This is a genomic window from Mesorhizobium sp. LHD-90, assembly GCF_030929505.1.
Lineage (GTDB): Bacteria > Pseudomonadota > Alphaproteobacteria > Rhizobiales > Rhizobiaceae > Kumtagia.
Genome location: NZ_JAVFVV010000001.1, coordinates 429300 through 443386, shown reverse-complemented (window position 1 = coordinate 443386; position 14087 = coordinate 429300). Strand labels below are relative to the sequence as shown.

General features: G+C 64.4%; 12 protein-coding genes. 1 reads left to right on the top strand and 11 read right to left on the bottom strand.

All coding sequences use genetic code 11. The features are described 5' to 3' along the window. Positions 1–372: 372 nt before the first annotated feature. From RB623_RS02085 to RB623_RS02055, 7 genes are all read right to left on the bottom strand, one after another. A complete protein-coding gene (locus RB623_RS02085; RefSeq protein WP_308055079.1) occupies positions 373–1896 on the bottom strand; it encodes a M81 family metallopeptidase in 1524 nt (507 codons plus the stop codon). Positions 1897–1905: 9 nt separating this feature from the next. Beyond that, on the bottom strand, positions 1906–2856 hold the full coding sequence (locus RB623_RS02080; protein ID WP_308055078.1) for an ATP-binding cassette domain-containing protein: 951 nt from the start codon (positions 2854–2856) through the stop codon (positions 1906–1908). Continuing rightward, complete coding sequence (locus tag RB623_RS02075) at positions 2853–3761, bottom strand: ABC transporter ATP-binding protein (protein WP_374121621.1); 909 nt, start codon at positions 3759–3761, stop codon at positions 2853–2855. Before RB623_RS02075 ends, RB623_RS02080 begins: the two co-directional genes overlap by 4 nt. Before the next feature lie 5 nt (positions 3762–3766). Further along, positions 3767–4588: an ABC transporter permease gene (locus tag RB623_RS02070; RefSeq protein WP_308055076.1), complete on the bottom strand. Its 822-nt coding sequence runs from the start codon at positions 4586–4588 to the stop codon at positions 3767–3769. Between the two features lie 3 nt (positions 4589–4591). Next, positions 4592–5527 carry an ABC transporter permease gene (locus RB623_RS02065; RefSeq protein ID WP_308055075.1) on the bottom strand — a complete coding sequence of 312 codons (936 nt, stop codon included), beginning with the start codon at positions 5525–5527 and terminating at the stop codon, positions 4592–4594. An 86-nt stretch (positions 5528–5613) separates the two neighbouring features. Beyond that, positions 5614–7206 carry an ABC transporter substrate-binding protein gene (locus RB623_RS02060; RefSeq protein ID WP_308055074.1) on the bottom strand — a complete coding sequence of 531 codons (1593 nt, stop codon included), beginning with the start codon at positions 7204–7206 and terminating at the stop codon, positions 5614–5616. A gap of 68 nt (positions 7207–7274) precedes the next feature. Beyond that, complete coding sequence (locus RB623_RS02055) at positions 7275–8900, bottom strand: amidohydrolase (protein ID WP_308055073.1); 1626 nt, start codon at positions 8898–8900, stop codon at positions 7275–7277. A 338-nt stretch (positions 8901–9238) separates the two neighbouring features. Between RB623_RS02055 and RB623_RS02050 the strand changes: the two genes are divergently transcribed. Further along, positions 9239–10186 carry a LysR family transcriptional regulator gene (locus RB623_RS02050; RefSeq protein ID WP_308055072.1) on the top strand — a complete coding sequence of 316 codons (948 nt, stop codon included), beginning with the start codon at positions 9239–9241 and terminating at the stop codon, positions 10184–10186. Here the strand turns inward: RB623_RS02050 and RB623_RS02045 are convergent. From RB623_RS02045 to RB623_RS02030, 4 genes are all read right to left on the bottom strand, one after another. Continuing rightward, complete coding sequence (locus RB623_RS02045) at positions 10173–10973, bottom strand: M55 family metallopeptidase (protein ID WP_308055071.1); 801 nt, start codon at positions 10971–10973, stop codon at positions 10173–10175. The two genes, RB623_RS02050 and RB623_RS02045, sit on opposite strands and share 14 nt — an antisense overlap. Beyond that, entirely contained in the window at positions 10970–11998 is a 1029-nt protein-coding gene (locus RB623_RS02040; protein WP_308055070.1) for a P1 family peptidase, read from the bottom strand. Before RB623_RS02040 ends, RB623_RS02045 begins: the two co-directional genes overlap by 4 nt. Before the next feature lie 31 nt (positions 11999–12029). Then, positions 12030–12905 carry a D-amino-acid transaminase gene (locus RB623_RS02035; RefSeq protein WP_308055069.1) on the bottom strand — a complete coding sequence of 292 codons (876 nt, stop codon included), beginning with the start codon at positions 12903–12905 and terminating at the stop codon, positions 12030–12032. Positions 12906–13033: 128 nt separating this feature from the next. Beyond that, entirely contained in the window at positions 13034–14080 is a 1047-nt protein-coding gene (locus tag RB623_RS02030; RefSeq protein ID WP_308055068.1) for a mandelate racemase/muconate lactonizing enzyme family protein, read from the bottom strand. Positions 14081–14087: the final 7 nt, after the last annotated feature.

Sequence of the window (14087 nt, the reverse complement as noted above, 5' to 3'; positions counted from 1 at the left end):
CCGAGAAATCTATCCCCTTTTTTGCCAACGATCCTGGAGTTTGACGCACGGCTCGGCCTTGAAGCCCCGGCCCTTCGGGCCACCTCTCCCTCACGGGCAGGGCAATCGGATATGAGTTTACCCCCACCCCTAACCCCTCCCCACAAGTGGGAGGGGGACTTGGCCAGGTTTTCGCCGCGCGCCAATCGTCGATGAGCTCGCTCGATATGGCGGCCGCAAGGTCCCCCTCCCCCTTGTGGGGAGGGGTTAGGGGTGGGGGTACGAGCGACAAAAGCCCCTGCGGTTCGTCATATGCGATTGCCCTGCCCGGGGGAGAGGAGCGCCGGCCGCAAGGGATGCGCCCGGAATATCCGCAAGCTCCTCCGGACGAGATCAGACTGCTTCGGAACGGGAGACGGGACGCTCGAAGTCCTTGTCGAGCGGCCAGAGCGGGCGCGGCGCGCGGACATAGGCACGCCGCTCGGCCCGCGGCGTCGCCAGCGCGCCCGCATCGCAGACGACGACCTTGCCCGCAATGGGCTCGAAGGCCGCGCGGAAATGCTGCATCGACTTCAGAACCAGAACGCGACGCGCGGTCGGCTCGATGCCGAAGGCGCGCAACTGCTGCAGGTCGATCATCTGCTGCGCCTCCGAGACGACCAGAACCTCGATCCCGTCGACATCGATCACGGCGGTCGGCCCGAAACTGTGGCTGAGCCCGCCAAGAATCGGTCCGTCGCCGACATAGGCGCCGTCTGAGAGCCTGCGGAGCACGCCGGTCACCGTCAGCGGGCCGCCGCCGAAAGCCGGATCGCCCTTGCCGCCGATCGTCACCGTCACGGTTTCGCCTTGCGTGTGGCGGTGCAATTCCTGCGCGGCCTGGGGATCGACCATCGGCGCGAACACGGCGCCATCCACGCCCGCGGCAAGCAGGCCCTCAAGCAGCGCGGTGGAATCGCCGTAGGAGCCGGCGCCCGGGTTGTCGGCATAGTCGGCGATGACAAGCGGCTTGTCCGCGCGCCAGAAACGCGCCTCGGCGGCGGCCTCGTCGATCTCGATGAACACATTGCGTTTCTTCGCGCGCCGCTGCCAGATCGCGCCGGCAAGTTCCTCTGCCACCTGTCTGGCGGCCGTTTCCGCCCCCGGATCACGGCTGTCATAGGTCGCGAGCACCGTGGGACCCACGCAGAACACGTCCGCCCCCGTGAACGCCGCGTTGACGGAAACCGCGAGCAGTCCCCGAGATTCGGCCTCGCGGGCGCGGTCGTAGAGCGCCAGCGTCTCGGGAATGTCGGTGCGGCCGGAATTCGCCTCGTCCAGCATCGGCACATGCGCCCTCACGGTGCGCGGCGCGACTTCGCCCTTCATCGCACGATCCAGGATCCGCGCGGCATGCGCGCCGGTTTCGCGCATATCCACGTGCGGATAGGTCTTGTAGGAGACAAGGATCTGCGCGTGCCGGACCATGTCCTGCGACACCATCGCATGCAGGTCGAGCGTCGCTGCGATGGGAATGTCGTCGCCCAATTCGGCCCGCAGAAGGCCGAGAAGGTATCCTTCCCCGTCCTGGCAGAACTCGGGCACCATCGAGCCGTGAAGACCGAGAAGCACGCCGTCGAGCCGGCTCCTGTTCGAACGGGCCGCGTCCAGGATGACGCCGGCGACATGATCGTAGGCCGCCTTCGTCACCTGCCCACCCGGCACGGCATGAGCCGAGATCGCGTGGACGACGTTCCAGCCCGCCACATCCGCCACGTCCATGAAGCCGGCGAGTTCGGTATTGGCGTTGCGCCGGGCGCGGATAGCCTCATCGCCGTAGAGCAGCGTATCCGCCTGGAACTGCGGCAGGCCGGTGCGGTAGCGCGAGAACGTATTGCTCTCGTGCATGAATTCGCAGGTAAGCACGGTGAACGTCATCAGAAGTCTCTATTGCGCGAGGCGGACGCGATGGCCTTGGCCGATCGGGACAAGCTCGCTTGCCTCGGGTTGCTCGTCAGGGTCCGGGCGGCGCGAAATGTCGGGCGAAAAGCGCGCTGCGCCGGGAACGGAGGCGGCGTCCGGCAAGGCGCGTGCGCCGGTCAGGATGGCGTCGGGATCGGGAACCGAACCGATCAGGCGGCGCGTATAGGGGTGCGTCGGGCTGCTGAAGATCGAATGCCAGTCGCCATCCTCCACCACGCGACCGAAATACATCACCGCGACATGGTCGCTGACATGCTCCACCACGCTGAGGTCGTGGGAGATCATGATGTAGCTGAGGCCCAGCGTCTCCTGCAGGTCCATCAAGAGGTTGATGATCTGCGCCTGGATCGACACGTCCAGCGCCGAGACCGGCTCGTCCAGCACCAGTATCTTGGGGTCGAGCATCAGAGCCCGCGCGATCCCGATCCGCTGGCGCTGCCCGCCCGAGAATTCATGCGGGTAACGGTCGGCATGGTCCGGGGTGAGGCCAACACGCGTCAGCATGTCGGCGACACGGTGACTGGCCTCGGTTCCCCTGGCGATTGCGTGCAGGACAAGCTGCGAGGACAGCATTCGGCCGATGGTCTGGCGCGGATTGAGCGACGCGTAGGGATCCTGGAACACCATCTGGGCGATGCGGGCACGTTCCTTCCGGGCGGGAGCGCTAGGCCCCGTCAACGGTCTGCCCTGAAACAGGATTTCTCCCGAGGTCGGCTCCTGCAGGCCCATCACGGCCAGCGCGGTGGTGGATTTTCCGCAGCCGGACTCGCCGACGATGGACAGGCACTCGCCCTCGTTCAGGGTCAGATTCACGCCCTGGACGGCGCGGAGCGTCCGCTTCGGCCCGAAAAGCGATCGGCGCGGCAGCGGGAAGTGGACGTTGAGGTCGCGGATCTCCAGCAGAGGCGGCTTCACGCGGTCGCCTCCGCCTGGAAGCCGCGCGGCGTGGTCATTGTCGGCGTATCGCGCGCGCGGTCCTCGCTGGCCACCACCTGGTCGAGTTCGGTCAGGCGGCCGCGTCCGGAAAGCGTTCGCGAGCCGAGGCGCGGGCGCGCCGCGAGCAGGCCCCTGGTATAGGGATGCATCGGGTTTGCGAAGAGGGCCCTGGTGTCCTGTTCCTCGACGAGCCGCCCCCGGTCCATGACCCCGACGCGCCGGCACATATTGGCGATCACGCCCAGATCGTGGCTGACCAGCAGCACGGCCGTTCCCTCGGCCTTGCAAAGCTCGGCGATCAGTTCAAGCACGCCCGCCTGCACCGTCACGTCAAGCGCGGTGGTTGGCTCGTCGGCGATCAGCAGGTCGGGACGGCAGGCCAATGCGATCGCGATCATGACGCGCTGGCGCATCCCTCCGGAGAGTTGATGCGGATAGGACCGGGCGCGCTCCTCTGGCGACGGCACACGGACGCTTTCCAGCGCCTCGACGGCCTTCCTGCGGGCATCCGCCCACCCCATGCCGCGATGAACGACGAACATTTCCGCGATCTGCCGGCCGATCGTCGCCAGCGGGTTGAGCGCCGTCATCGGCTCCTGGAACACCATCGCCATGCGGTCGCCGCGCAGGCGGCGGCGCGCGCGGCTGCCAAGCTTGAGGACGTCCTGTCCCCTGAACAGGACCGAGCCGCCGATCACTTCCAGCGGGCGCTTCAGCAGCCCCATCACCGACAGGCCGGTGATGCTTTTTCCCGAGCCGGATTCCCCGACAAGCCCGTAGGTCTCGCCGGGCAGGATGTCGAAAGACACGTCGTGCAGGATTTCGTTGCGCCTGCCGACACCGATGCGCAGGTTGCGCACCGACAGGACCGGATCGGGAAGGATGCCGTTCATGCCTTCCGCGTCCTCATATGGGGGTCGAGCATGTCGCGCAGCCCGTCGCCGAGCAGATTGAAGCCGAGGACCGTGATGAAGATCGCGAGGCCGGGGAACACCGACGCCCAGGGGGCGGTACGGATCAGTTCGCGCGCGTCCGTCAGCATGTTGCCCCAGCTTGGCTGCGGCGGGCGGATGCCGACGCCGAGGAAGGACAGCGCCGCCTCCGCCAGCACCGCGCCGCCGATGCCGAGCGTCGCGATCACCAGCACCGGCCCGAGGATGTTCGGCAGGATCTGCGTGCGCATGATGTTGGTGTCGCTGAAGCCGGCCGACCTGGCGGCCTGCACAAAACCCTGGTTCTTGAGCGAGAGGGTGGAACTGCGGGCGATGCGGCATGTCCACGACCAGTTGGTCAGGCCCAGCGCAATCAGCAGGCTTGGCAGCCCCGGCCCCAGCACAGCCATGATGGCGAGCGCGAAAACCAGCGACGGGATCGCCAGCATGACGTTCGTCAGCCCGTTCACGAGATCGTCCCACCAACCGCCGAAATAGCCGGCCGAAACGCCGAGCGCCGTGCCGATGCACGAGTTGATCAACTGTGAAACCAGGCCGACGGTGAGCGACACCCGCGCGCCGTAGAGGATGCGGGAAAGCACGTCGCGGCCCTGTCCGTCGGTGCCCAGCCAATGCTCCCAGCTTGGCGGCATTTCCGAGTTCATCAGGTCCGCGTCGATGACCGGATCGTAGGGCGCAATCCAGCCGGCACTGATCGCCGCGACGACCACGAGCAGCGCCAGCGCCAGTCCGAGGACGAAGTTGAAGCGCAGCCGCATGGATCAAGCCACCTTGATGCGCGGGTCGATCGCGGCATAGGCGACATCAACCAGCATGTTGATGACAAGGAACCACAACACGATGACGATGACCGCGCCCTGCACCACGGGAATGTCGCGCGCCGATACGCTGTCGACCAGCAGCGATCCGATCCCCGGCCAGGAAAACAGCTTCTCGATCACGATCGCCTGCCCCATGAGCGAGCCGATCTGAAGACCAAGCGTGGTCAGGATCAGCACCAGCACGTTGCGGGTGACATGAGCGCGAACCAGACGCGGTTCGGACAGGCCCTTGGCGCGCGCCGTACGCACGAAATCGGCGTTCATCACATCCAGGACGCCGGCGCGGGTGGTTCGCGCCAGCAGCGCCATCGGCGAGACGCCAAGCGCGATGGCCGGCAAGATGATGTGCCGGATGCTGTCGGCCTGGTAGCCGAAGCTAGGCAACAAGCCGAGCTGCAGCGCGAACACATACATCAGGAGCAGGCCAAGCCAGAACTCGGGAACCGACAGGCCGGAGACCGCCAGCATCATCGTGCCGGTATCGAACACGCTGCCCGGCTTGAGCGCCGCGAGAAATCCGAGGGGAATGCCGACCACGCCGGCAAAACCCATCGCTGCCAGCGCGAGCTTGATCGACGGCCAGAGCCGCGGCTCGATCACATTCCACACCGGCTCGCGGGTCCGGTAGGAAATTCCAAGGTCGAAATGCGCCAGCCCCCACAGATAGTCCCACAGGCGGACCGGCAGGGGCTTGTCCAGCCCGAACTGTTCGTTCAAATGCGCCATCACATCCGCGTTCGTGGCGTTGCGCCCCTCCGCCATCAGGCTCGATATGAAGCTGCCGGGGACGACGCTGAAGATCACGAAGATGATCAGGACGACCGCCAGCAGGGTCGGGATCATCTGCAGCGTGCGGCGAAAGATGAAGCGCAACATCCGCGGGTTCTGCCTCTCGTTGGGCGGGCGCCATGCGGCGGGCGGGACCGTGCCTGCCGGTCCCGCCCGCCAGTCATGCTACCCCGCTACTTGCGCGACGCGGGGGCGCTGTCGTCGATCCAGATGTCCTCGTAGTCCTGGATCGCCAGTTCCATGGCGTTCGGCTTCAGCCCATGGACCCACGGCTGATAGGCCATCACCGCCTTGTTGTAGTTGAAGAACCAGACCGGCGCTTCCTCCTGCAACAGGTTGTTGGCCTGCCTCAGGAGATCGTTCTGCTTGGCCGGATCGGTTTCGTTGCCCGCCTGCTCGATCAGCTTGTCGAAATCGGCATTGGAGAATTTGACGTAGTTGCAGGCGGTCTGAGAGGTCTTCGAATGGAAGCAGTTCAGATATTTCAGCGGATCCGGCCCGGACGAGTTCGACCAGATATAGGCGTCGAAATTGTCGGAAAGGATCTTGTCCGACAGCACCGAGCCTTCCACCGGGTCGGTCGTCACCTCGACGCCCACCTTGGCCAGCATCGGGATGATCGCCTCGACGATCGGCACGCCCCAGCTTTCGTTCGGGGTCGCGGTGACCGAGAACTTCAGGCTGGTCTCGAACCCCGCCGCCTTCAGCAGCTCCTTGGCCTTTTCCGGATCATAGGCATAGGGCTTGGCATCCTTGTCGAAGGCCGGCGACGAAACCGGCAGCCAGGAGACCGCGGAATAGGCCTTGTTCTTCAGCAGCTTCTCGACGATCAGGTCCTTGTTGATCGCGTAGTTGATCGCCTGGCGGACGCGCTTGTCCTTGAACGCCTCGATCTTCGTGTTGAAGCCGACATTGCGGGTATAGACTTCGGCCACCTCGGAGATGTGATCCTTGAGGGCCGGATCCTGGCCATAGGCTTCATATTGAACGGGTCCGAGAACGTTGACGTCGATCTCGCCGTTGCGGAAGGCGACGTCGCGGGCCGAGGCTTCGCCCATCAGCATGATGTCGAGCTTGTCGAGATGCGGCTTGCCCTTCTCGAAATAGCCGTCGAACTTCACCAGCTCGACTTTCGAGCCCGGGACATAGTTCGCCAGCTTGAACGGGCCGAGGCCGTTCGGCTTGGAGGCGAGCTGATCTTCCGGATAGTCCTTGGAATAGATCGGCGCATAGTTCGACATCAGGTTCCAGCCCGGTTCGGCCAGGTTGATGAAGGTGATCTCGATGGTCCTGTCGTCGATCTTCTTCAGCCCCGAAATGTGGTCAGCCTTGCCCGCCTGGAACTCGGCGACGCCGGCGATCTGCAGCATCTGCTCGGCGCCCGGCAAGGCCTTCTTGGGATCGGCCAGGCGGTTGTAGGACCAGATCACGTCATCGGCGTCGAACTTGTCGCCGTTGTGGAAGGTCGCTTCCCTGAGCTTGTAGGTATAGGTCTTGCCGTCGTCCGTCGTCTCGACCGATTCCGCGAGATCGAGCTCGGGTTTGCCGCTTTCCGGGTTCCATTTGTAGAGCGAGCGGTTGATCGCCTTCGCGACGATCTCGTCCTGAGTATGAGGCGTCGCCGTGATGTCGAGCGACGTGATGGAGTTGCCGTAGGGCGCGGTGAACACAAATCGCCCGCCATCCTTCGGAGTGGCGTCCTGCGCCAGCGCGGCGGTCGCCGTCCCAAGCGCAAGGGCTGATATAAGGCCAAGTCTGGTCAACATTCCATTTCCTCCCTGTAGGGTCTTTTGCTCATTTCCCGTCGGCACCCGGCGCGTCCGAGCGTTCCGCCTCACCCTCTGTCATGGACGATGCGCCCATCCAGAATCGTCATCTCGCAATGCGTTTCACGCAGGATCTTCTCGGGCTCGGCTGTCAGGAGATCGCTCGAGAACACGGCGATATCCGCCAGCATCCCGGGCTCCAGCCTGCCCTTCACCCGTTCCGCGCCCTGGGAATAGGCTCCATGCTCGGTATAGGCCCGCAAAGCCTCTTCTGGCCCAAGGATCTCGGAAGCGTCCATCACCGTGCCCTTGTGCGTCTTGCGCGTAAGCATGGCGTAAAGATCCGGGAAGGGATTGGGCGAGCAGACGGGCGAGTCGCTGCCGGTGGACGGCTTCATGCCCAGACGGTCCCAGGTCGCGATCGGATAGGAGGAGAGTCCGCGCTCGGGCCCCAGAACCGAGACATAGGCGTCGCCGAAATCGTAGATGAACGCCTGCTGCGGCGCGGGCAGGATACCCGCCTTGAGCATCCGCCGGTTGAGGGCATCGTCGACATAGCCGCAATGCTCGATCCGGTGGCGGCGTTCGTGGTCCGGGTTGGCGGCGCGCACGCGCTCATAGGCGCGCACGAGCTGGTCGATGGCGGCATCGCCGATGCCATGGCAGACCATGGTGTAGCCCATCGCGGTATAGCGGTCGACCAGTTCGAACAACTGGGCATCGGGCAGCATCCGGACACCGAAATTGTCTGGTTGGCCGACATAGGGCCGGCGCATCCACGCCGTGCGGCCACCCGCCGAGCCGTCGGTGAACACTTTCACGCCGCCGATGCGGAACATGTCGCTGCCAATGCCCGTGATGAGGCCCATGGCATGACAGGGCTCAACGATGGACGAACCGGGATCGCCCAGTAGCGTCGCCCAGACCCGGACCGGCAGCCGGCCGCTTTTCTCGGCCTGCCGGTAAGCATCGATCTCGGTCATTCCGTCGATCTGGCCGACTGCGGCATCCATGCAGGAGGTGATGCCGAACTGCAGCAGGTGCTGGCCGCCCGCTTCGATGGCGTCGACGATCTCGGCAAGAGACGGTGTCGGCTGGACATCGTAGACGAGGTTCTGCGCGTTCTCCGCCAGCATTCCGGTGAGCTGGCCGTTCTCCCGCCCGATCACACCACCGTCCGGATCGGGCGTGTCGACGTGGATCCCCGCCAGCGCCAGCGCCCGCGAGTTCGCAACCGTGATGTGGCCGCAGGCGCGCGTGACCGAAACCGGATGATCCGGCAGAGCGGCATCCAGTTCCTGCACGGTGGGCATCAATCCATCGGCATAACGGGTCTGGTCAAATCCGCGCGCCGTTACCCAGCCGCCTTTCGGCGTTTCGGCGGCACGCGCCTGCAACGCGGCCATCAACGCGCCGCGGGTCGGCGCGGCATCCGGCGTCGCATCGACCTTGCCGCGCAGCAGTCCTGTCGAGATCAGATGCAGATGCGCATCGTTCAGACCTGGCATCGCGAAACGCCCGGCCAGATCGACAACCTTGGTTCCGGGCCCGATCAGCGTCTTGATGGCGGTGTTCGAGCCGCTGGCCAACACCGTGTTGCCCCCGACCGCGATCGCCTCCGCGACCGGATTTCCATAGCCGGTCCAGATTTTGCCGCCGTGCAGAACAAGATCGGCCTGGTTCATGGAGTTCATATTACCCTTTTCTTCCTCCCGGCGACCGAACGTCACCAGCAATGGTTGGCGAGAAATGCCACCCTGCCCTCGTCGATAGGCTGCACAGCAAATTGCCTTGCGTCTGCGACGAGTGGAGCCTCCGACAGATCGACGCAGGAATTCGAGATTGTTCGCCCTCCGAACGCCGGCTTCGGCTGCCGGCTTGTTCGTTTTGCCTACGTTGCGGTGTCCGTGGCCGCATGGCCAATTCGGTTTTCGCAAGCACTCATGCAAAATTTGCATAACATTGCAATTAGAATGAGATATTTTGCCGGATGTGGCCTGCTCGAAGGTCGGGACGCTATGGAGGGGGCCGGGTGGAGATCAAATGGCTCGAAGATTTTGTGACGCTTGCGGAAACGTCGAGCTTTTCGCGGGCGGCCGAAATCCGCAATGTTACCCAGCCCGCCTTCAGCCGGCGCATCAAGCAGCTCGAGACATGGATCGGAGCGCCGCTCATCAGCCGCGCCACCATGCCGGCCGAACTGACGCCGGCCGGGCGCAACTTTCTGCCGATGGCGCAAGACGCGATCAGGATGTTCTATTCGGTGCGCGAATCGCTGCGCCCGCCCGCGGAGCAGGGGCTCGTACGGTTTGCGGCCCTTCACACATTGACCATCACATTCTTTCCGGTCTGGCTGCGGGAGTTGCAGCGGAACACCCACAAGTTCGGCACATCCTTCATAGCCGACAGAGGCGGCATCGAGGCGAACTTGGCTGCACTGACCGACGGCGAAGCCGACTTCTTCCTGACCTATGCGCACCGCGAAGTGCCGTTCCACCTCGACCGCGACAAGTTTGCCTATCTGGCGATCGGATCGGACCGCCTCATCCCCGTCGCCGCGCCGCAACTGCGCCTCGACAAGTCGGTTGCCCCTGCGGCAGGAATTCTGGACCATCCAAACACGGCGAAACTCGCCCTGCCCTATCTGGGCTATGGTCACAGCTCATTCTTCGGCGTCGCGCTCGGCAGCCTCTTCTCGAAGCACTCGCCGTTCCGGCGCCAGACGGTGCATGAAAGCACGATCAGTGCGGGCCTCAAGGAACTGGCACTGACGGGCGCCGGCATTTGCTGGCTACCGGAAAGCCTGGTCGCGTCAGACATCTCCAATGGCAGTCTTGTGGCCTGCTCGAATGACCGCACCTGGACGCTCGACCTTGAGATCCGGTTGTATCGCAGCTCGGAGAAGACGCGCAGCACCATGGTGGAAGCGCTCTGGCAGGCGTCCAGGGCGTTGGCAGCGAACGGCTTCAGCTTTTCATGAAGCGAAAGGCGCGCAGCACCTCGAAAAAATCGTCCGATCGAAACGCGACGGCGCGCGGCCCGTGCCGGCGCACGCCGGGATACCAGGAGGCACGGTAGGCATCGGCGGGATTGCTGAATTCGATGACGATCTCGATGTTTTCAGGGATCCGGGGCACGGCTTGCCGCGCCTTGTCGCGCAGCGCCCTTTCGACGCCCTCGCATATGGCGGCACGCGCCGCCGCCGGCGTTAGCGAGATCGTAGCCGCGCCGACGCCCTTGAGGGTCCCGACCGTGGCGATCCCCGGAACGAGGGCTTTGGCGTCCGCGCAAATGCCTTCGTCGCCGGAAAGAAAGAGCGAAGGCACGCCGTAACGCGCCGCGCATAGTGCATTCAAAGTGAACTCCGAGGCTGTTTCTCCATTCAGGGTCAGCCGCGAAATGCGCAATGTCGACGTGTGGGCGAGCGGGTTGTCTTCGGTTCCTGCCTTGGAATGATAGCCCGTATAGAGCGCGGCATCGAAGCTTTCGTCGACCCCGAACATCATCGCGTCCGGATGCCCAGACCAGCCCCTCACGATGCGCGCATAAGCAGGCAACCGCTCGAGAATAAGGTTGCGCCCACTGTCATGTGCATCCTTGATGACGATCTCGGTCGCGCCGGCAGCCCGCGCGCCCTCGCAGGCGGCCAGCACCTCCGCGGTCATCAGCGCACGAAATTCCGCGTAGTCCGCGTGCGTTCTTTCCGTTTCGTCCCAGGACAGGATGCCTGCCGTGCCTTCGATATCGGCCGAGATGAAAACCCTCATCCGCGCTCCCCCAACCAGTCGCCCAACGCCGGAAACCTGCGGCCATTTCGCCCGACCGTACTTTTCGCGGCGCACAGCGCGTTCAGCACGGCCTCGGCCGTGGCTTCCACAGCCGCTTCGAAAACCAGGTCGATGTACCTGTCATCGAGACGTTCAATCGAGTTGAATGGCGAAGACTGGACGTGCGGCAAGGGATCGGCGGTCGTGAAGGCGATGGCGATGTCGCCGCTGCCATGTCCCCAGAACGAGCCCAGGCGTGCGATGCCGGCACCGCCGCGGCGTGCAACCCGGTTCAGTTGCCTGTCGTCGAGCGGGATGTCCGTGCCGAGAATGACGATGATCGACCCGCTTTCAGGCGACTTGAGCCCTTTGGGATCGGCTCTGCGCCCATCCGGGAGGATCAGATCCCCTGCCCTGCCAAAGTTGGACAAGACCAGGGCGCCTAGCGTGAAGACGCGGCTCCCGATCTTGACGGTCCGGGACGCGCTGCCAATGCCGGCCTTGAACCCAAACGACGTCATTCCGGCGCCAGCGCCGATGCTGCCCTGTTCGACCGGGCCGGCGCTCGCGGCGTCCAGCGCAATCTCGGCGTCCTGCCGGCTGACCGCCATTGCCTGAATATCGTTGATGCCACCGTCGTTGCATTCGCACACGACAGGGTTGACCGTGCCGGTTTCGCGCCCGATCTGCGGATTGGCGGCAATGGCGCGCCTGATCAGCGCTTCGACGCAGGGCGCGACCGAGAACGTATTCGTCAGGAGGATCGGCGTCTCGATCGTGCCCAACTCGGCCAGTTGCATGAGCCCGGCAGACTTGCCGAAACCGTTGATGACCTCGACCGCTGCCCTGACCTTCGATCTGAACAGATCGCCGCCATGAGGCAGGACAGCCGTGACGCCGGTGGCCAGCCCGTCTGCGACGATCGTCTTGTGGCCGACCAGAACCCCCGGCACATCGGTGATCGCGTTGTTCAGGCCAGGCGCCAGCCGGCCCACGCCAAGACCGAGATCCCGCGCGGCTCCCATTCTCACATCCCGCTTGTCGGGCAAGTGCGGCTCATTCCGCGGCACTCCGGTTCGGCTCTCCAAAAGCTGCCCGCAGGTAGATTTCCTGCAGGCGGCATGTCAACGGGCCAGGCTGGCCGTTTCCGATCCGGTGGCCGGCGATCTGGACGACGGGTGTAACCAGGCTGGAGGCAGAGGTGTGGAACGCTTCCGCCGCCGAAAATGCTTCCTCGGGCGAGAACGCCCGCTCTTCCAAGACGATACCCGTGCTGTCGCATAGACGCTCCAGCGCCCGTCGCGTGCAGCCGGGCAGGATGGTCCGGGAATTGGCGCGTGTCACGACGCGGCCGTCGCCTGTCACAATAAACGCCGTCGCGGAAGCGCCTTCGGTCACCAACCCGTCTTCGACAAACCAGACGTCGTTGAAGCCGCCCTGGCTTGCGGCACGCTTTGCCAGGACCTGCCCCAGCAGCATGACGGTTTTTATGTCCCGCCGCGCCCAACGCGGATCGGGGGCGAGATCGACGGCGATGCCTTCGGCCTGGGCCTTGGTCCCCGTCAGCTTGCGGGCGCTTGTGAAGGCGATGAAGGTGGGCTCGATATCATCCGGAAACAGGAAGTCGCGTTCGGCTTCGCCGCGCGAAACCTGGAGATAGACCGTCCCTTCGTCCAGCCCGTTGCGCGAGACGAGTTCCAGTTGGACGGCTTCAATCTCGGCAAGCGACATGGGCATGGGAATGCCAATCTCGGCAAGCGATCGCTGCAGGCGGCCGAGGTGGAAGTCATTGTCTATCATTCTGCCGCCGATCACGGCGGTCACCTCGTACACGGCGTCCGCGAAGAGGAACCCGCGATCGAACAGGCCGATGCGCGCCTCGCCTTCGGGCATGTAACGTCGATTGCAATAGACTTGCGCCAATTTGGACATCCTCGGTTGTCAGCGTATCGCCGACCTTCCCGATTGATGCCAATGCCGGCCGGCGAATGCCAATTCCAAAAATGCAATTCGCTATGCCGATACCGTTGAGGCGCATCGTGCATGGGTTCCGTGGCGGCTCATCGCCCGTAGGTCGCGATCGGATTTCCCAAGCTTGCCTTGTCAGGCCGCACACCCAGCCCAGGGCCTTTGGGCACCTTGATGTGACCACCCTCTATGAGGACCGGATTCTCACGGTCGTAGTGGCCTTCGATGTATTCCTGCGCTATCCAGGCGCCTTCGAACCGACGCGGCTCCACGGTCGAGCCGAGATGCACGCAGGCCGCCGCAATGACGTCTCCACCCCACGCGTCGTCACAGCTATGCGGCAACGATCGGATGGCGCAAAGGTCGCGCGCGACGGCAGCCTTCGTCAGTCCGCCGAGCCGGGTCACCTTGAAACCGAACCCGTCCGCCATGCCGGTGGCGATTGCGCGCAGGACCGCATTGAGATCTTCCGTACTCTCATCGAGATACAGAGGACGCCGGATGCGCCCCTTCAAGCCCTGGTTTTCCTCCATCGTATTGCAGGGCTGCTCAAGCACGAAGGGGATGCCCTCGCAGAGAAGGTCGAACTGTAGCGCGTAGGCCGCCGTCATGCCGCGGTTGCCGTCGACGGCGAATCGAACGCGGTGACCAACCGCCTCCCAAACCTTGTGGACCGTCTCGGCGTCCTGCTCCAGGTTTTTCCCGCCGACCTTGATCTGCAGCCGCGGATAGCCCTTCTCGACCTTCTCGCGCGCGATCCGGGCGGTGTCGTCAGGCTGGCCGACGATGGTGGAATAGTAGCTCGGCACCCGGTCGGTGACCGCGCCACCCAACAGCGTCCCCACCGATACGCCGAGATGCCTGCCCAGGAGATCCATGAGGGCGATGTCGACGGCGGCCTTTGCGTATCCGTGTCCTGTCAGCCGCGAATCCATGCGAATCGCGACGGTGCGGGTCGAGGTCGCGTCGGCGCCGACCAAGCCGGGGCAAATCTCTTCGAGCGCTGCCCGTGCGCCCAGCGCGTGGTGCGGCTGATAGACCGGTCCGATCGGGCACGTTTCGCCCCATCCGGAGAGTCCGTTGTCGGCAACGATCTCCACGAGCGTGCTGTCCAGACCATTCACCGTCGCGCTGGCCATGCGATAC

Coding starts and splice junctions, on each gene's coding strand:
- RB623_RS02045 (WP_308055071.1), bottom strand. CDS start 10,973: ATGAGGGTTTTCATCTCGGCCGATATCGAAGGCACGGCAGGCATCCTG.
- RB623_RS02060 (WP_308055074.1), bottom strand. CDS start 7,206: ATGTTGACCAGACTTGGCCTTATATCAGCCCTTGCGCTTGGGACGGCG.
- RB623_RS02055 (WP_308055073.1), bottom strand. CDS start 8,900: ATGAACTCCATGAACCAGGCCGATCTTGTTCTGCACGGCGGCAAAATC.
- RB623_RS02035 (WP_308055069.1), bottom strand. CDS start 12,905: ATGTCCAAATTGGCGCAAGTCTATTGCAATCGACGTTACATGCCCGAA.
- RB623_RS02065 (WP_308055075.1), bottom strand. CDS start 5,527: ATGTTGCGCTTCATCTTTCGCCGCACGCTGCAGATGATCCCGACCCTG.
- RB623_RS02040 (WP_308055070.1), bottom strand. CDS start 11,998: ATGGGAGCCGCGCGGGATCTCGGTCTTGGCGTGGGCCGGCTGGCGCCT.
- RB623_RS02030 (WP_308055068.1), bottom strand. CDS start 14,080: ATGGCCAGCGCGACGGTGAATGGTCTGGACAGCACGCTCGTGGAGATC.
- RB623_RS02085 (WP_308055079.1), bottom strand. CDS start 1,896: ATGACGTTCACCGTGCTTACCTGCGAATTCATGCACGAGAGCAATACG.
- RB623_RS02070 (WP_308055076.1), bottom strand. CDS start 4,588: ATGCGGCTGCGCTTCAACTTCGTCCTCGGACTGGCGCTGGCGCTGCTC.